Annotated in this window: 17 protein-coding genes; 3 read left to right on the top strand and 14 right to left on the bottom strand. The window is 30.1% G+C overall.

Translation table 11 applies throughout. The annotated features are described in order from the left end of the window. Nucleotides 1–13: 13 nt before the first annotated feature. The 3 genes from BT107_RS03540 to BT107_RS03550 form a co-directional block, all read right to left on the bottom strand. Nucleotides 14–589, bottom strand: a complete 576-nt coding sequence (locus BT107_RS03540; RefSeq protein WP_072302369.1) for an NAD(P)H-dependent oxidoreductase — start codon at nt 587–589, stop codon at nt 14–16. A gap of 73 nt (nt 590–662) precedes the next feature. Further along, complete coding sequence (locus tag BT107_RS03545; RefSeq protein WP_072302370.1) at nt 663–1,478, bottom strand: helix-turn-helix domain-containing protein; 816 nt, start codon at nt 1,476–1,478, stop codon at nt 663–665. Nucleotides 1,479–1,651: 173 nt separating this feature from the next. Next, the gene (locus BT107_RS03550; protein ID WP_072302371.1) at nt 1,652–2,158 is read right to left on the bottom strand and encodes a hypothetical protein; all 507 of its coding nucleotides are present in this window, start codon (nt 2,156–2,158) and stop codon (nt 1,652–1,654) included. A gap of 380 nt (nt 2,159–2,538) precedes the next feature. Here BT107_RS03550 and BT107_RS03555 point away from each other — a divergent pair, with 380 nt between their 5' ends. The 3 genes from BT107_RS03555 to BT107_RS03565 all read left to right on the top strand — a co-directional run bounded on the left by BT107_RS03555 (nt 2,539) and on the right by BT107_RS03565 (nt 5,531). Continuing rightward, entirely contained in the window at nt 2,539–3,684 is a 1,146-nt protein-coding gene (locus BT107_RS03555) for a N(5)-(carboxyethyl)ornithine synthase (protein ID WP_072302372.1), read from the top strand. 82 nt (nt 3,685–3,766) lie between these two features. Then, complete coding sequence (locus BT107_RS03560; RefSeq protein ID WP_072302373.1) at nt 3,767–4,837, top strand: methyltransferase; 1,071 nt, start codon at nt 3,767–3,769, stop codon at nt 4,835–4,837. 25 nt (nt 4,838–4,862) lie between these two features. Beyond that, the gene (locus BT107_RS03565) at nt 4,863–5,531 is read left to right on the top strand and encodes an RluA family pseudouridine synthase (RefSeq protein ID WP_072302374.1); all 669 of its coding nucleotides are present in this window, start codon (nt 4,863–4,865) and stop codon (nt 5,529–5,531) included. An 84-nt stretch (nt 5,532–5,615) separates the two neighbouring features. Here the strand turns inward: BT107_RS03565 and BT107_RS03570 are convergent, their stop codons facing one another. The 11 genes from BT107_RS03570 to BT107_RS03620 all read right to left on the bottom strand — a co-directional run bounded on the left by BT107_RS03570 (nt 5,616) and on the right by BT107_RS03620 (nt 16,612). After that, on the bottom strand, nt 5,616–6,590 hold the full coding sequence (locus BT107_RS03570) for an alpha/beta fold hydrolase (RefSeq protein WP_084639098.1): 975 nt from the start codon (nt 6,588–6,590) through the stop codon (nt 5,616–5,618). A gap of 18 nt (nt 6,591–6,608) precedes the next feature. After that, nucleotides 6,609–7,019 carry a nuclear transport factor 2 family protein gene (locus BT107_RS03575; RefSeq protein ID WP_170854693.1) on the bottom strand — a complete coding sequence of 137 codons (411 nt, stop codon included), beginning with the start codon at nt 7,017–7,019 and terminating at the stop codon, nt 6,609–6,611. Between the two features lie 49 nt (nt 7,020–7,068). Beyond that, entirely contained in the window at nt 7,069–7,632 is a 564-nt protein-coding gene (locus BT107_RS03580) for a TetR/AcrR family transcriptional regulator (protein WP_072302376.1), read from the bottom strand. Between the two features lie 156 nt (nt 7,633–7,788). Next, entirely contained in the window at nt 7,789–8,628 is an 840-nt protein-coding gene (locus tag BT107_RS03585; RefSeq protein WP_072302377.1) for a hypothetical protein, read from the bottom strand. A 395-nt stretch (nt 8,629–9,023) separates the two neighbouring features. Further along, nucleotides 9,024–9,518, bottom strand: coding sequence for a hypothetical protein (locus BT107_RS03590; RefSeq protein WP_072302378.1), 495 nt, complete (start codon nt 9,516–9,518; stop codon nt 9,024–9,026). A gap of 154 nt (nt 9,519–9,672) precedes the next feature. Continuing rightward, a complete protein-coding gene (locus tag BT107_RS03595; RefSeq protein ID WP_139254266.1) occupies nt 9,673–10,245 on the bottom strand; it encodes a hypothetical protein in 573 nt (190 codons plus the stop codon). Between the two features lie 32 nt (nt 10,246–10,277). Continuing rightward, the gene (locus tag BT107_RS03600) at nt 10,278–11,738 is read right to left on the bottom strand and encodes an SH3 domain-containing protein (RefSeq protein WP_170854694.1); all 1,461 of its coding nucleotides are present in this window, start codon (nt 11,736–11,738) and stop codon (nt 10,278–10,280) included. 99 nt (nt 11,739–11,837) lie between these two features. Then, nucleotides 11,838–12,320 (bottom strand): MepB family protein, encoded by a 483-nt coding sequence (locus BT107_RS03605; RefSeq protein ID WP_072302381.1) that lies wholly within the window; start codon nt 12,318–12,320, stop codon nt 11,838–11,840. Between the two features lie 24 nt (nt 12,321–12,344). Beyond that, nucleotides 12,345–15,101 carry a T9SS type B sorting domain-containing protein gene (locus BT107_RS03610; RefSeq protein WP_072302382.1) on the bottom strand — a complete coding sequence of 919 codons (2,757 nt, stop codon included), beginning with the start codon at nt 15,099–15,101 and terminating at the stop codon, nt 12,345–12,347. Between the two features lie 208 nt (nt 15,102–15,309). Continuing rightward, nucleotides 15,310–16,029, bottom strand: a complete 720-nt coding sequence (locus BT107_RS03615; RefSeq protein ID WP_072302383.1) for a DUF6882 domain-containing protein — start codon at nt 16,027–16,029, stop codon at nt 15,310–15,312. A 37-nt stretch (nt 16,030–16,066) separates the two neighbouring features. Further along, nucleotides 16,067–16,612: a hypothetical protein gene (locus tag BT107_RS03620; RefSeq protein ID WP_072302384.1), complete on the bottom strand. Its 546-nt coding sequence runs from the start codon at nt 16,610–16,612 to the stop codon at nt 16,067–16,069. Nucleotides 16,613–16,653 lie beyond the last annotated feature (41 nt).

Below are 16,653 nucleotides of genomic sequence, written 5' to 3' on the forward strand. Positions count from 1 at the left end.
GAGTTATAAAAGATTAGATTATATATGATGTAGTAATTTTACTTGTCCAATTCTTTACATCTTCAATTGAAGCCTTATCTGCATTATCTACATAAAAATGGTTGCAAATATCTAATCCGCAATAGTTAAAAATACCTGTATCAGATGTCAATTTTAGTGCTTTATCCATACCAATACTCTCGTATTCTAATTTAGATTTTCCGTGTGTGTTTATAATTGTAATTTTAGTTCCTTTAAGCAAGCCACATTGTACACCGTTATTATAACAATATGCAAAGCCATAGCTAAAAACACGATCTATATATCCTTTTACTATAGCTGGCATCCCTGTCCACCAAATAGGATAAATAAAAGTAATATGATCTGCCCACAAAATTAAGGATTGTTCTTTTTGTACATCTTCTGCCACCTGTGCTTTACGTTGCCCAGCCATATCTTGTAAAGACAAAACAGGATTAAAATTAAGCTCGTATAAATCTCTTACAACAACTTGGTGTTTGTTATCTAGTAAGTTTTGCTCAATATTTTGCTTAAATAAATGATTTAAACTTGTATTATTAGGATGCGCGTAAATAATTAAATGTTTCATTTTTTTATCTTTTTTTAGTTTGATAAAACAAAATTAGCGCAATAAAACACCCTAAAATTGTACAAAAACGAAACTACTTCTTGGCATTGCAAACATCTTTAATAGATTTTAAATAGTGTTTAGGAGAGTGATTTGTAAAATAATTAAAATCTCGTATTAGCTGACTTTGATCGTAATAACCACAAGCATCTATAATAGTAAACCAATTTACTTTAGTATTCGACTTTTCTAACAACTCTATTGCTTTTATAAACTTTAAATACCTACTTTTTTCCTTAGCAGAATAGCCAAAATACTTTTTGTGTTTTAATTGTATTGTTCTTTCACTTTGTTGAGTATCTAGTGCTATTGTTTTTATAGGATTAAAAATAGAATAGACGTTTTTATAGTCTAAAAAAGAATTAAATGCTGTTTCACGATTTTTAAGATACGGCTTGCAGAAGTCTAAAATTAGACTAATTTTTTTATTTATATTTTCAGCTTTAATTAAATGCCAAAGATTTACAAAACAGTTTAAATTTAGAGAAGCATCTAAATTTAATTGCACGTTATTAGAGAATAGTACTTTACCAAAAAACCGATAAAATGCATCGTCCTTAAAACTTACAACTAGCATTTCTGATTTAGCTGACAATGTATACTCCAACGCTTTTTTAATGGGCCCCAAAACAGTAAATTTTTCTATGCATACGGTAGAATTATCATCTGACTTAAAGAATATAGGAGTACCAAAACTAAAAACCATAATAATATTAAAGTTAGGTAATAGTGATTTAACAATAGGCTTTTTTGTATTGTTTTGAGAAAAATAAAAGTGAGAAAAAATGTCTTTAAAATCCTGAGGAACAGGCATTCTTTTACTCACATAATTTAGTGCTTCTTTTTGCATAGTATCATATTTAATACTTCTTAAAATTAATATTTTAATTAAACTCCTCCTATTCTCGTTCTTCTATTTTTATAACTAAAAACAAAAACACTCAACTAAAACACAAAACAATAGTAATAGACTATTGTAAAATGTAAAAGTTGAGTGTTTGGTGTGTATTGGCAAAAACTCTATTACCTAAAATCGTCGCAATTTATTTTAGTAATAGTAGTTTCTAACCCTAATTCTGGTGCGCCGCCTTCTATTACAGCAGTAGTATCTTTTAAATAAATTTTAAGTGTTGTTTTACTTTGTTTTCCTTCTTGAAAAAAGTCGTACCTAGCATCTATAACATTATCTTTTATAGTGCCCATTAACATACCGTTACGTCTGTCTTTTTCAGCAGGCAACCAAACATAGCTGCCTATTACAGTATCGCCTTTAATTGTAAGTAGTAGCTCTACAACATCTTTTTTAGTAGTATCGGTCTTGTATACAAACTCATTTCTATAACAAAGAGTGCTACTAGTAACAACAGGTTTATGCTCTTCTGTTGTAGTTGCGTCTTTTTCTAAACTCTCTTCTTGCTTTTCTATGCTTTGTTCTTCTATATGTTGCTCTTGCTTTTCTGTGTTTTTACAAGCTGTAAATAGCAAGCTTGCAAACGCAAGCACAGCGCTTATTTGTAGTATCTTTTTCATATTAAAATCAGTTTTATAAACTATCTATTTTTAAATCATATTTTGTAAAATAATAGTAGTGGCAAAGGTATTCCAAAAAGAACAAACTTTAAACTTAAACCCCTAAATATGCCCGTATATATTGCTTTAGAAATACCTGTATACTAGTTTTTTAAAAGCTATCTTTGTCGCATATATTATTTATATGTTTATGTTAATTATCGCTTACTACTTCTAAAGCGCATTATAAAGACAATTTCTTTATGTCTTTATTCTAATTAATGAAACTCTAGTGGCCAACTTAATGCCTGATTGCTAGTAAGTAACTATTTAGTAATGGTTTTTAATCTTACGCTTTGCTAATCTCATTAGTCTGCAATCCGTTTCAATTTAATAGAAATATGACATTTTTAAAAATGGGTGTTATTGGTACATCTAAAAAAGAAGATGAAAGGCGAGTTCCTATTCACCCTGAACATTTAAAAAGGCTGCCAGAAAATATACGAAAGCAACTAATTTTTGAAAAAGGTTACGGCATACCATTTAATGTACAAGACGAAGAAATTAAAGAATTAACTGGTGGTTTGGCCTCTAGAAATGAAATTCTAGCAGATATTGGTGCTACAATTATAGCTAAGCCTATTTTATCAGACTTTAAAGAAATAAAAGAAGGTGGCATTATTTGGGGGTATCCACACTGCGCACAACAACCCATAATTACACAAACAGCCATAGATAAAAAATTAACCTTAATTGCTTTTGAAGATATGTATGTGTGGCATCCTAATGGACAAATAGGCAGACATACGTTTTATAAAAATAACGAAATGGCAGGCTATAGTGCTGTTATACATGCGTTACAATTAAGAGGCATAGATGGCCACTATGGTAACCAAAGAAAAGTACTAATTTTTAGTTTTGGTGCTGTAAGCAGAGGTGCTATTTACGCCTTAAAAGCACATGGTTTTAGAGATATTACTATTTGTATACAAAGGCCAGATCATGAGGTTAGAGAAGAGGTTTTAGACGTACATTATAACAGACTTAGACGTGGTAAAAAAGGAGAACCTAGATTGGTTGTTGTAGAGCATGACGGTACAGAAAAGTCTTTGTTAGAGGTAATTAATGAATCTGAAATAATAATTAACGGAACATACCAAGATATAGAAGATCCTATTAATTATATTAACGAAGATGAAAAATCTATGCTTAAACCTGGTACGCTTATTATAGATGTAAGCTGTGATGACGGTATGGGATTTTACTTTGCTACACCTACTACGTTTAAAAACCCAATTATAAAGGTAGACAAGATAGATTATTATGCTGTAGACCATACACCTAGTTATTTCTGGGAAAGTGCTTCTAGGTCTATTTCTGCCGCTTTAATAGTACACTTACCTTCTATTATTTCTGGACGCGAAAATTGGGATAAAAATGTCACTATTAAAAACGCTATAAATATAGATAAAGGTGTTATTGTTAAAGACAACATTTTAAAGTTTCAGAACCGAAACAAGAACTACCCGCACCACATTAAGAGTTAGTAAAACACCCAACTAAACTCTATTCTTTTTAACTACAAAGCCTGTTTTAAAAACAGTACAATAAGCACAAGTAACTATAATTATGAGTACAGATATAACTATAAATAAACCAAAACCTATACCAACAAAAAAAGGATTGCAATTGTTTAATAGGTCTGCAGATGTAAAAAATACAATGCAAACATTAGAAGCAGGTAAATCTGTATTAATTACCGATTTTTATAGTAATGGTTTAACATTGCTTAAAGAGGTACAATTGTACCTTAAAAGAAGAATGCCTAACAAAACGTTTAACGAACAACGTGCCTTTAGAGCTGCATACCGTAAATTATCTAATCTAATTTTAATAGAAATTGCAGACCAAAAACTAACGGTAAGCAAAGCACCCTCTATTGGTTGGTTGCAAAAATTTTATGCGGAAGAAAAAAGTAGTTTTTTACTTCCTTTTCCGCAAGTGCAAGGTTTAAATAGCTCTTGGCAATGGTATACAAACGGAATTATTATTCCTGTTTTGCGTAACAAAATACACCCATACTACGGTACATATTTCCCTACTAGATTTGACCATCTAATCCTTTTCGATAATTGGTTAAAACGATATTCTGGACCTAAAAAAACAGCTATAGATATTGGTATAGGCAGTGGTATATTATCTTACCAAATGGTAAAACACGGTTTTCAGAAAGTATTTGGTACAGATACAAATCCTAATGCTATTGCTGGTTTAAAAGAGTTTTTAGGTGATACTAAACTATCTAGAAAAATAGAATTAGACCAAGGACATTTATTTGGTGCTTGGGAAAAGCAAACCGAGTTAATTGTATTTAATCCGCCTTGGTTGCCTAAAACTAGTGAGAACGATAAAAACGATGAAGCTATTTATTATAATGAGACCTTATTTCCTGATTTCTTTACTGAAGCAAAAAAAAGGTTATTACCTGATGGAAAACTCGTAATTTTGTTCTCTAACTTAGCAGAAATTACTTCTGTTACCAAAGACCACCCTATTGAAATAGAATTGGCCAAAGGAAACAGATTTACATTAGAAAAGTGTATTAAAAAAACAGTAAAAACTGCATCAGACAAAACAAAAAGAGATCAACATTGGCGTGCTTTAGAAGAAGTACAACTATGGATCTTAAATCATAAATAACAGAGTTTACTAAAGATACCAACAAATGCCTAATCTTGATATAATATATGAAAACAACGATTTTATAGTTGTAAACAAAACAGCCGGACTTATAAGTGAGAAAAGCCCTTTTGAAGACATAACTATAGAAAGTTTGGTACATAGCCATATTTTAAAAAGCAAGAAAAAGCCTTATATAGGTGTTATACATAGGTTAGACCGTGTAACAAGTGGTGTGTTGGTTTTTGCTAAAAAGAAAAATGTTTTAGTCGCTTTTAACGAACTTTTTAGCAGTCGCAAAGTACAAAAAACGTATTTGGCTGTTGTTAAAAATAAACCCGCAAAAGACAAAGGTATCTTGCAAAACTTTTTGGTGAAGAATTACAAAGAAAAAAGAGCAGATATTGTAGCATCTAAATCTAAAGAAGCCTTGCAATGCAGTCTTTCTTACGAGATTATAGATCAAAACAATTATGGTTATTTATTAGAAGTAAAGCCTAAAACGGGTCGTTTTCACCAAATAAGAGCGCAATTAGCACATTTGGGATCGCCTATTCTAGGAGACGATAAATATGGTTCTAAAGAAGTATACGCACCATTATCTGTATGTTTACACGCTTGGAAATTAACGTACCAAAAACTAGACACTAACGAACAAATTACATTTGAAGCTCCTTTGCCTAAAAATGCGCAATGGTCTTTTGATAAGGTATAGATTTTAGTACTTTAAATAAGAAACAAAAAAGCCGCAAGTTGTATTAACTTGCGGCTTTTTATATAAAAAAACTGTAATTAAAGCTTATTTTACTACTTTTTGCATAAAATTCCTCATTTTTTCAATAATGATGTCTGCATCCTCTTCCAAAGCAAAATGTCCCGTATTTAAAATGTTGTAATCTATCTCTTTAACATCTTTTTTAAATGCTTCTGCCCCACTTTCTGGAAAAAAAGCATCGTTTTTACCCCAAACAATTAAAAGTGGCGGTTGGTTGTCTCTTAAATATTGTTGCCATTTTGGGTACAATTTTACGTTGTTTTGGTAATCGTAAAACAAATCTATATTAACCTTATGTGCGTTTGGTCTAGACAATCTTAAAAAATCTAAATGCCAAGTATCTGGATTTACATTTTCTGGATTTCTTGTACCGTGAGTGTATTGCCACTCTAAACCTTCTAAAGTAAATGCATGTAATAGAGCATTCTCGGTAGCTGTAGTCCTGTTTGCCCAAAGTTGTCTTGTACTTGCCCAAGCATCTCCTAAACCAGCCTCATACGCGTTACCATTCTGGTTTATAATAGCTGTAACACGCTCTGGATGTGCTGTTGCAATTCTAAACCCAATTGGTGCGCCATAATCTTGGATCATAAGTGCATAAGAGTTTATTCCTTTTTTCTCTAAAAAAGCATCTATAGTAACCGCAATATTGTCAAAAGTATACTCGTAATCTTTAGATAAAGGAAAATCACTAGCACCAAAACCTGGATAATCTGGAGCAATTAAATGGTAGTTATCTGCCAATTGATTTAATACTTTTCTATATTGATGAGATGATGACGGAAAACCGTGTAATAAAACTATAGTTGGGTTATCTGGATTACCAGCCTCACGGTATGCTATATTTATACCGTTAATTTCTGTTTTTTTAAAAGTTGTATTGTGCATATTTATTGTGTTTTTTGTTTCTGTTATGTTTTGGACTGTATCTTTTTTTGTACCATTACAGCTAAATAATAGTACTGATGCTGCTACGCAAAGAGGAATTATTTTTTTCATTTACTTGTTTAATTAGTGTTATAATTTTCGGTCAGATTCTTTAATAGACACATCGTTAATACTGGCATATCTTTTTTGCATTAAACCATTAGCATCAAACTCCCAATTCTCGTTACCATAAGCTCTAAACCATTGTCCTTGCTTGTTTTTATACTCGTACTCAAATGTTACAGCTATTCGGTTATCATTAAATGTCCATAACTTTTTATGTAATTTATATTCTAGTTCGTTGTTCCATTTATCAGCTAAAAAAGCTTGTACTTCTGCTCTACCGTTTATAAATTTATCCCTGTTGCGCCATTCTGTATTTAAGGTATATGCTTTAGATATTTGTATTGGATCTTTGCTATTCCAAGCATCTTCTGCTTTTTTAATTTTCTCTATGGCCGTTTCTTTGGTAAAAGGTGGTAACGGGTATTTTTTCTCCATAATTTTATATATTTTACCGAACGTTCGGTAATTAACTTTGATAAAACTTTTAGTGTTTTAAATATCTGTTTTCAATATTTTTTAAGGTGTTTTCAAAAATTGAAGTATCATTTAACCCTTTCGTTAAAATTAAGCTTCCTTGAATTTCTATTAACGTTTGTACTGCGTGTTCTTTAGCCTCTTTTTCATTAAACTTTAAAGCCAAACCTACATTTTTAAAAGCTTTTATATACTCTGTTATACCACCACTAATATGGCCCTCAAACAATTGCAAACCATTATCCATAGAAAATGCTCTAAATACGCACGTATCCTTACCTCCGTTGTAAAGTATTCTTATATGGTCTATTGCTTGTTTTAAACGTGCTTGTGGTACAATAGATTCATCATTTAAAGCAAAAAAAATAGTCTCTTTTACCCATTCTTCAATATGACTAAAAACAGAATTTGCCATTTCTTCTTTCCCATCGGGGAATCTATGGTACAAACTTGCTTTTTTTAAACCTGTTGCTTCAGATAACTCTTTAATACTTGTCCCCTCATACCCTTTAGCTCTAAATACTTTACCTAAGGCAGTTAACAAATCTTTATCTAATACTTTCTGTGGTCTCATATTGCAAAATTAGAATAAATATTTTACTTTACCAATCGTTCGGTAACTAATTTTGATTTAAAAACAATCTTATATTTTTGAATGAAAATATAACAGCTGTAAATACAAGAGCTTTATATTAGTAAGAATTACCGTAAAAAATTATAAACTAGTTATTTAATTAAAGCTTAATTGAATAACTAAATCCCTAAGTGCCATTATGTCTTTCTTTAGCTCATCTAAAGATTTTTTAGGGGTATAATTATCTTCTTCTCTTGGTTTAAAAGCTGCATTGGGATCTTTTTTAAGCTCAACAATATAGTAATTAAGTCCTATGTTATACGTTGTAAGATTTGTTATTGGATAACTTATGTCACCAGCTTTTTTTATACTGTCTGCTAATTCTTTAGACAATCTTTTTTCTATAGTAAAATTTGTTGTGTTATAAAATACCAGTTCACTCAAGTTATCAGAATTAGAACCTAATGTTTGCAGCACTTCTCCACTTTCTAAGTTGTAGAGTTCTATGATGTAAATATAGCCAGTTTCTTTACCTTCTTCAGTATTACTTATAAACTCCATTTTTATCTGTAAATGGTCGTAATCATAGATTGTATAACTAGTCATTTCTACGTTTTCCTTTTCAGATTTGTTTTTTAAAACCGCTCTTCTGTCTTTAATCTCTTTTTCTAAATACTTTATTCTTTCTTTTTTTTCTGCTACATAGTCATTCGCAATTTTTTCTATATCTTCAAAGGATTTATCTTCTATTGTTTTTAAATAAATTTCATTAATAGATGTACCATCATATAGCGCTGCTTTATTTATCTTCTCTCTTGTAGATATGGTCTTAATTACCATTAAATTATGATCTAACTTTTCTTGCTCTAATGTACTTTTACCTTGCTTAAGTTCTTTTACTATATTTTCAATTTTTACATCTTTATCTAACTCTATGCAGCTTGAGAAAGCAATGAATAAAAAAATTAGTAGAAGGCTTGCTTTATTTTTTAACATCTTATATTGTTTTTAATTGAATATTTAATCAACCACTATGCTCTATTCTATTTGCTGCGACCAATTTTATAGTATTGGAAGTAGTTTTATGTAATTACTAAGCAATAGTTTTTGTAAACAACAAAAAGTTACTAGAAATAACAGTCGCTTAAAGTTATTCATCTTCAATTAATTAGTTATTTTTTTGTTGATCTACGCCCATTTAAAGGTGTGCTATAATATCTGTGTAAACACCTTTATCACTAGGAACATCGCCGTTAGGAAATAATTAGAACATAGGTTACATTATCCTTGATTAATTGTAATGCGGCGTCTAACAAGTTAATTTCTTTAGCTTCTGTTTGGACAAACCCAAATTTCAAAACTAAAAGTATTTTTTTTATAAAACTATAATTTTATTTACAATCTGAAGACTTTAATTGTCTTAACTCTAAGACATTAGTAAACGCGTAAGTACCATCATAATCTGCAGCAAAACCATATTTTTCCTTACCTCTATCTATAATTTCAATAGTAGTATAAATTGGTGTGTATGGTTCCTTTCCTAGAACTAAAGCATAGTAAAGTTTCTCTAATTTACCTGTTTCTTTAGAGTTATCAGTAATCCAAAATACTTTATCACTACCACAAGGCTGAAAACTAGCAACTTCTACTCCAAAGATTAATTTTCCGCTTATGGTCTCTGTTTTATATGCAGTTAAATAATCTACCTCTTTTTTTAAACCTTTTATGGTATCTTCTAGCCGTGCTATTCTACTACTCATAAAAATATCGCTCTTTGTTTTATTGCTTTTTTCTGTATGTAAATTAGAAGCATATTCTTTGTCTTTACAAGAAGTAAAAAATAGAGTAGTTAGTAATATTAGAGATAAAGTGTGTTTTAGTTTCATACCATCTTTTTAAAATTGCACTATAATACTGCGGTTAACACTATTTAGATACTGCAAAGATGTAGTTATTTTAGTAATCTTGTAAACCTATATATAGTGAAAACGGCACCCATTTTACAGGGTATTTTTACAATTTAAACTACAATTAATTATTTTATATAAATATTTCATTAGCCAAAAGACCTATAACAAATCCACCAATTATTAAAAAAACAGAGAAAATAATGGATAAAATTGATAAAAGCATAAAAAAGCTAGAATGTTTTTTATTGACTTGAACCATAGCTTTAGAGTCTCCTGAGTCTTCACCCAAGTTTGGAATACCATTATATAGTGCGCGTTTAACTTTAGAAGCATCTTCTAAACTAATAGTATATTCTCCTTTTTCAGCATAAAAGTGATACATCTCTTTTATACCTGTATCAAAATTATTTACCCTTGGTCCAAAGAAAGAAATTCTTATTTTTAGTTCTGCTTTTGTTTTAAAATTAATTATCCGAGGCTTTTTAGTGTAAAGAATATTTTTTTTAAATGCTACAGCTTTATACCAAACAGCATAGTTCCCAGGTTCATCTACTATAAAATTAGTTTCTTTTTGATGAAAAGAAAATTCTGTTATTAGATCTCCTCTAAACTTTTTTCTTAAAAGCTTAATGCTAAAATACAATGCTACTGATCCTAAAGGAATAAGGCAAAAGAACAATACTTTAATAATTATTATTTTCAATTTATTTATTTGTTTTTTACACTACTAAAAAATTATTCTTTTATTGGTGTTATTTTTCCGTTTGACGCTATCTTAAAATACGTTATTTCTTCTTGTTTGTCATCAGTCCAAAGAATATCTGTAATGGTAAGTTTATCTCTTTCAATTTTAGATTCTGTTCTAGACCAGCCTTCTGCTATTTCATCATAAGAAATTGTTTTATAATCTATTAATTTGCCATTTAAACTGTAGTTAATTAAAGTAGATTCCATTTCGTGGTCTCCTTTGTATGTAATTATAACTAGGGAATAAAAATCTTTAGAAAATTCTAATCTATATGATGCAATAGATTTGTTGTCATACCCTTCTTTAAAATAATTGGGAAATATTTTTTGTAACTGAAGTACAGCAACTGCTTCTTTGTTATAAAAATTGTCTTGACTAAAATTATCAAAGTTAGTAGTATCTAAAGTTGGTAATGTTCTTATTTTAATTAAACTAGCGATAGTTTTAAAATTACTTGCTTGTTGTGTTGTTGGTGTTTTATCTTCTATTCCTCCCGTATAATACGTTAGTCTCGGATTCTTTTCTGCATAATCTTCAGGAAATATTAATGTATATACAAACTGAGTATCATTAACCCATTGAAAACTATTAAATATACAAATGTCATAATCCGGATTAACCTTACCTAAATAAATAAATTTACCATCTATTTTTTTTTGAAGAGAATATATAACACATTCCTGACCACTATAGTAACCGTTTAGTCGATACTTATTTGTAGGAGACGGAATTAAGTGTTCTGGATTACCAATGGTATTATTAGACTCTCCTGTTTTTATATTTAATACCATATCTGAAGAATGCCCACCCTCTAGCAATAAAATACCTAGATCGGGATAATAACCAGACCATCCTTTAGAAAATCCATAGTCATTAGATTCTTGACTTACTATTAGTTTTTGTCCATTATCTAATGTAATACTTTCAATAGCATCATCTCTTAAATAATGATCATCATAAAAAATTGTTTTCCAAATAACCTTATCTTTTAATAAGGTTTTTATAGAGTCTAGATTGCCTATTTTTTTATAAGTATGCGTTGCTTTAGGCAATTTTGAAACTATTTTTTTGTACTCTAATTCGTTTATTTTTTTAGTTACAATTTTTAAATTAGGGTTGTTATATTGCTTTAAATAACCATCAAAAACATAACCTTCTTTTTGTATTTGTTCCTTTTCTTTAGAAACCAAATATAAATAATTATCATATTTAATTTTAACCCATTTACCCATAACTGGTTTGCCGTTATCATAAATGGTTAATGGTATAGCGGTATCTTCAATTTTTTCTACTAAAACTCCATACGGTATTTTAGCAATTTTGCTTGCGTTTACACTTGGTTTTTCCCTAACGTTTAGTCCGCTTTCTGCGTTAATTAAGTATTGCTCTTGTGCATAACTGTTAAAACTAAAAAAAAGCAACAACAGTAATATATTTGGTAATTTCATAAGTAATGATTTAGTGCCTTTCTTAATTTTATAATTAGACATTGCAAATTACCGTTTCTAATGAATTAAAATATCACTGTATTAAGGGATTATAATAAACTAGTTATAAAGTGCTGTAACTGTCTCTAAGTTGGTCTTGTTGTTAATACTATAAAAGTAGTTTAATTGCCATTCTTGAGTTTTTAATGCTTGTTTGCTTATTACTACATCCCAACTAGGATACACTCTAAATGCCCTTTTACCTTCTTTCTTATCTGTAGATAGTATTCCTTTTTGTAGTAGAATAGATTTAGGAAATACAAATTGCCCCATTTTATCTTTATACACAACGTTTACAATAAAAAAATCTATTGTATCTGTTTTATTAAATGGTATTATTGGTCCATCATTGCTACGTTTCCAAAAGGTAACAAACTGACCTGCTTTTTTAGGTGTAATTTTAGCGTTTCTGCTAATAATAGTCCTTCCATTTAACAGAAACCTACAGGCCTCATACTCCTTACTTTCTAGCTCCTCTATAAAATTTGATATTTGAAACCCACAAGCATCATAAATTTTAGTTTTTATTAGGTTTAGGTTCATTATTTTGGTCTAAATCTTTATCTATTATCTTTTTAATGTAAAGTGACCTGTTAAAACAATGGCACCATCTAAGCTTGTAAATTTATACCAATAGTCTGCAGATGGTAATCTTTGCCCATTAAAAGTTCCATCCCAGCTACCATTTACAGCATTAAACTGTTTTAAAAGTTTACCATAGCGATCGTGAATTGTAACTATACCTTCGAGAGTAAATAATTCTTGATCTACTTTCCAAACGTCATTAATACCATCTTGATTTGGTGTGAAAAAATTAGGGAATTTAGATTTTATAGCTTCTTCTGAATCTTCACAAGCCAACAAATCTATTCTTACCTCAAAACTTGTTTCTTCTGTACAAGAACCTCTCTGGTTAAAAATATAAATTGTTTGCGTTTCTGTTATACTATCTCCTGAGCTTAATCTTAAACCTTGTCCGTTTGTTTCTGTAAAATAGTTTCCATTCATAATAGTTGGCAATATGTAAACGCCACATTCTGTTACATCTTCTAAATCGCCTACCAATAATGGAGGTTCTACTGTAATTCTAAAATTAGTTTCGTCTGCACAAGAGCCAATTCCTGTATGTATATAAATAGTCTGCGTGTTAGTTATAATATCTCCCGCTTGCAATTGCATACCATTAGTATTGGTTTCTGTATAATAGTTGTTACCAACACTTAGTTCTGGCAAAATGTAACTGCCACAAGCAATAACATCACTATTACTATCTGCAACTATAGGTTGCGTAGCTATAAGTTTAAAATTAGTATCATTATAACAACCACCCATATCTGTTACTCTAACTGTTACGGTTTGGTTATTAGGTATTGTATTTGTATAATTATTAGTTAAAGTTAAGGGTGTTCCGTTAGGGTTTAGGTAAGAAACAACAACACCACTCTGCAAACCTACGGCTTGAGATTCTATACTTGCTAGGTCAAGTGTAAAATTAGTATAACCATCTTCATCTAAGTCACAAGAAAATATATCATTTACAGTATTAACTGCGGGGCCTGTTAGGTTTACTGTTAACGTAATAGGATTACGCTCTAGACTTAAATCCGTTACAATTGTACTAGTTATTATACAAGTATAAGTGCCAGAATCTGTGGTACCTAAGGAATTTAACACCAAATCTGCGCTAGTTGCTCCAGAAATAGCAGTGCCATTTTTAAACCATTGGTATACGTTAGCTCTACCACTAACTACGGTAGAAAGTGTAATAGAAGACCCAGAACAGCTAGTTAAATTTTCTACATCATTTACATTTGCTTGTGGACTATAAAAAAAACCAAAAAGTTGTTCATTATAATGAGTAAACTGATCTTCAAAATCACCAAACTCAAATTTATTACCATTAATTTTTAAATTTTCTCCATTAGAACCTGTTGGATCTGCAGTAAGAATAGTTGTAAAATCTGGTATTACCCCTTCAAATTCATTATTTCTAATATCAATTGAATTTATATTAATCCAGTTGATAAAAGACGGTGATAACTCTCCACTAAACTCATTATCTGCTAAATTTATTTTTTTTAAATTGGTAAAACTTGAGTAGCTCCCTGGAAGTTCTCCAGAAAAAGAATTTAATTGTAAATCTAGAGTTTCAATAGTTGTCCAACTAGAAAACAACGGTGATAGTTCTCCTGACATTTGGTTTACTGATAGATTTAATGTTTTAATATTTGTAAAATTTTGGAAACTCTCTGGTATATTCCCTGTAAGTTGATTTTCATATGCCTCAAAACTACTTATATTGCTCCAGGCTCCAAGAGTAGAAGGTAATTCACCAGAAATTAAATTTAGCTTAACACTAAATCTATTCATTTGTGTTAAATTACCTAATGAGGATGGTATGGAACCTGAAAGAGAATTACTAGTTAATAACATAGTATTAACGCTAGTTAAATTACCAAATTCTGGGGGTATAGATCCAGAAATACTTGTTGCATATATGTTAATATATTGTAAATTGCTTAAGTTACCTAAACTTGGTGGTAGTACTCCACTTAAATCATTACTTCCAAGGCTAAGTGATCTTAAACCCGTTAAATTTCCAAATTCTGTTGGTATAGATCCCGTTATTAAATTTCCTGAAAAGTGAAATAGATTTAAATTTATTAAATTTCCATATTCGGGATACAAAAATCCCGTAAAAGGGTTGTTAGACAATTGCAGAACTCTTAAATTCAACATATTAGTAATCTCTATAGGAATTTCGCCACTAAAATCATTATTGCTAATCTCAAATACCTGTAATTGATTCAACGTAGTAAATTCTATCGGAATTTCACCACTAAAATCATTTCCAGATAAATAAAGAGATCTTAGATTGGTAAGTTGGGCAATTTCTGGAGGCATTGTTCCAGAAAAATTATTTCTGGCTAAGTCTAAAGTAACTAAAGATGTAATGTTATATAAACTTAATGGTATTGTACCTGTTAAATTTTCTGCAGGTAATCTTAGAGTCTTAAGTGAACTTAAATCTTCTATTTCCGGAGGTATTACTCCTGTTAAGTTATTTGCTGCGTTACTGTTCCTTGTAGGGTTCATATCAATAGAAACAACGTTTCCGCTTGTAACCGTAACTCCATACCAATCGCTAGTAACATTACCACTAAAATCCCAATCGTTGGTTGGGTCTGCATCGGTTTCACTAACCCAATTAGGACCATCTGTTGCAATATAAAAAGCTAATAAAGCAGCTTTCTCCTCAGGAGTAACTTGGGCAATTAATACAGTTGTAAAAAAAAAGAAGAGTATATATGTAAAAAAGCGCATCAGATATATTATTAAACTATAGTTAAAAAAGGTTAATGTGTTTAGCTAAAATACGATTTTAGAATTGTTAAATAGACATAACTAATTAAATAATACTTACAATTTAAACTAAGAATAATTCTACACTAAGAAACAAATTAAAAATAAAAAACCCTATAACATTACTGTTACAGGGTTTAAAAAAATGTATAAAACAATTGTAAACCTACTATAATTTGGCACTTAAGGACTCTAACCTTCCTAATTCATCAAACTCAGCGGTTATAATTTTACCATCTTTTAATCCATCAATTTTATTATTATTGATATAAAGTTTAAAATCGCGATCTATTAAATAGTTTTTAAATGCCTTTTTATGGTCTATTGTAATAGCACTAATTAATTGCGGAAAACAAGTTAAAACCATCTCTAGTTCTGCCTTGTTTATTGCTGGTACTTTACTATCATCTATTGTAACAATAAGTGTTCCTTGTCCGTAGTTAGCACTATAATAACTTTTAGAGTTAAATACTCCGCTAGCTAGCATACCTATTTTATGCTCAAAACCTTCTTCTACATTAAAATGACCGTCTGTTAGTTCTTTAATGCTCTTCTCTTCACCTATCTCCTTTAGTTTATTAGACTGTACTAATAAACTTTCTGGAATTCCGCTTTGCGTATTTGCCCAGCCCCACATCCAAGAATTGGAATTAAAAGATAACGAACCAATTACCTGTATAGGAAATTCTAAATCACCAAAAAGAATACTTTCTTTGCCCATATCTAATTGCCAACCATTATCCCCAATAATATCCCCAAATATTAATTGTTTTTCAAATGATAAACCAGCATGGGCTTCAAAAGCATCTTCTAGTGAATTAAAATCTACCTTATTCAAGGTTTCAAACTTATGTATATCAATTTCTGTATTGTCTGTATTTTGTTCCATTCTTATTTTTAAAATAAATTAGTCTTTTAGAGTCTTACTATTCGTTTTCAGGATTAAAAAACAAACCATAATCTGACATTCCTATTGGAAATTTAGTCCTTGCTAACCAGTTACCGTCGTATAAAAACTCATTAGGTTTCATCTTTAAATAACGGTCGAACCTATTTCTTGCTAATTTTACTATTTCCTTGTCTATACTATGAGTTGTATTTTTTATGTAATTCACAAATTCTACATTAAAATTTAATAACGTAATCTGTGTTTTATCTCCAACGGTATAGACATCTAATACTTTATAATAAGAAGGTTGCTTAATAAGATTAAAACCATACTTAGCTACATCAGGATTAATTTTTGCCATATCAACAGCCTTATTACTTGCTATTGCAAACCTTAAATTTTTACCCAAACCTTCTGCAAAAGAAGATACGTCTGTTAATCCTTTTTCTTTAACAATCTGATTTATTTTGTACTTAGCTATTAAACCTGCATACAAGTCACAATCTCTATAATACAATAACAAACCCACGTAGGTATCTTTGGTTGCCGCTTCAGATATCTTTAATTCATCTTCATAACTCATCTTCACAAGGGTTTTTCTATTTATAGAAAAGCAGTTTAAAC

The sequence above is a fragment of the Cellulophaga fucicola genome, from assembly GCF_900119145.1.
Classification (GTDB): Bacteria; Bacteroidota; Bacteroidia; order Flavobacteriales; family Flavobacteriaceae; genus Cellulophaga; species Cellulophaga fucicola.

What these genes read in the sequence shown, in the direction of transcription:
- BT107_RS03540 (WP_072302369.1), bottom strand. Translation starts at nt 589, where the DNA reads ATGAAACATTTAATTATTTACGCGCATCCTAATAATACAAGTTTAAAT.
- BT107_RS03545 (WP_072302370.1), bottom strand. Translation starts at nt 1,478, where the DNA reads ATGCAAAAAGAAGCACTAAATTATGTGAGTAAAAGAATGCCTGTTCCT.
- BT107_RS03550 (WP_072302371.1), bottom strand. Translation starts at nt 2,158, where the DNA reads ATGAAAAAGATACTACAAATAAGCGCTGTGCTTGCGTTTGCAAGCTTG.
- BT107_RS03555 (WP_072302372.1), top strand. Translation starts at nt 2,539, where the DNA reads ATGACATTTTTAAAAATGGGTGTTATTGGTACATCTAAAAAAGAAGAT.
- BT107_RS03560 (WP_072302373.1), top strand. Translation starts at nt 3,767, where the DNA reads ATGAGTACAGATATAACTATAAATAAACCAAAACCTATACCAACAAAA.
- BT107_RS03565 (WP_072302374.1), top strand. Translation starts at nt 4,863, where the DNA reads ATGCCTAATCTTGATATAATATATGAAAACAACGATTTTATAGTTGTA.
- BT107_RS03570 (WP_084639098.1), bottom strand. Translation starts at nt 6,590, where the DNA reads ATGAAAAAAATAATTCCTCTTTGCGTAGCAGCATCAGTACTATTATTT.
- BT107_RS03575 (WP_170854693.1), bottom strand. Translation starts at nt 7,019, where the DNA reads ATGGAGAAAAAATACCCGTTACCACCTTTTACCAAAGAAACGGCCATA.
- BT107_RS03580 (WP_072302376.1), bottom strand. Translation starts at nt 7,632, where the DNA reads ATGAGACCACAGAAAGTATTAGATAAAGATTTGTTAACTGCCTTAGGT.
- BT107_RS03585 (WP_072302377.1), bottom strand. Translation starts at nt 8,628, where the DNA reads ATGTTAAAAAATAAAGCAAGCCTTCTACTAATTTTTTTATTCATTGCT.
- BT107_RS03590 (WP_072302378.1), bottom strand. Translation starts at nt 9,518, where the DNA reads ATGAAACTAAAACACACTTTATCTCTAATATTACTAACTACTCTATTT.
- BT107_RS03600 (WP_170854694.1), bottom strand. Translation starts at nt 11,738, where the DNA reads ATGAAATTACCAAATATATTACTGTTGTTGCTTTTTTTTAGTTTTAAC.
- BT107_RS03605 (WP_072302381.1), bottom strand. Translation starts at nt 12,320, where the DNA reads ATGAACCTAAACCTAATAAAAACTAAAATTTATGATGCTTGTGGGTTT.
- BT107_RS03610 (WP_072302382.1), bottom strand. Translation starts at nt 15,101, where the DNA reads ATGCGCTTTTTTACATATATACTCTTCTTTTTTTTTACAACTGTATTA.
- BT107_RS03615 (WP_072302383.1), bottom strand. Translation starts at nt 16,029, where the DNA reads ATGGAACAAAATACAGACAATACAGAAATTGATATACATAAGTTTGAA.
- BT107_RS03620 (WP_072302384.1), bottom strand. Translation starts at nt 16,612, where the DNA reads ATGAGTTATGAAGATGAATTAAAGATATCTGAAGCGGCAACCAAAGAT.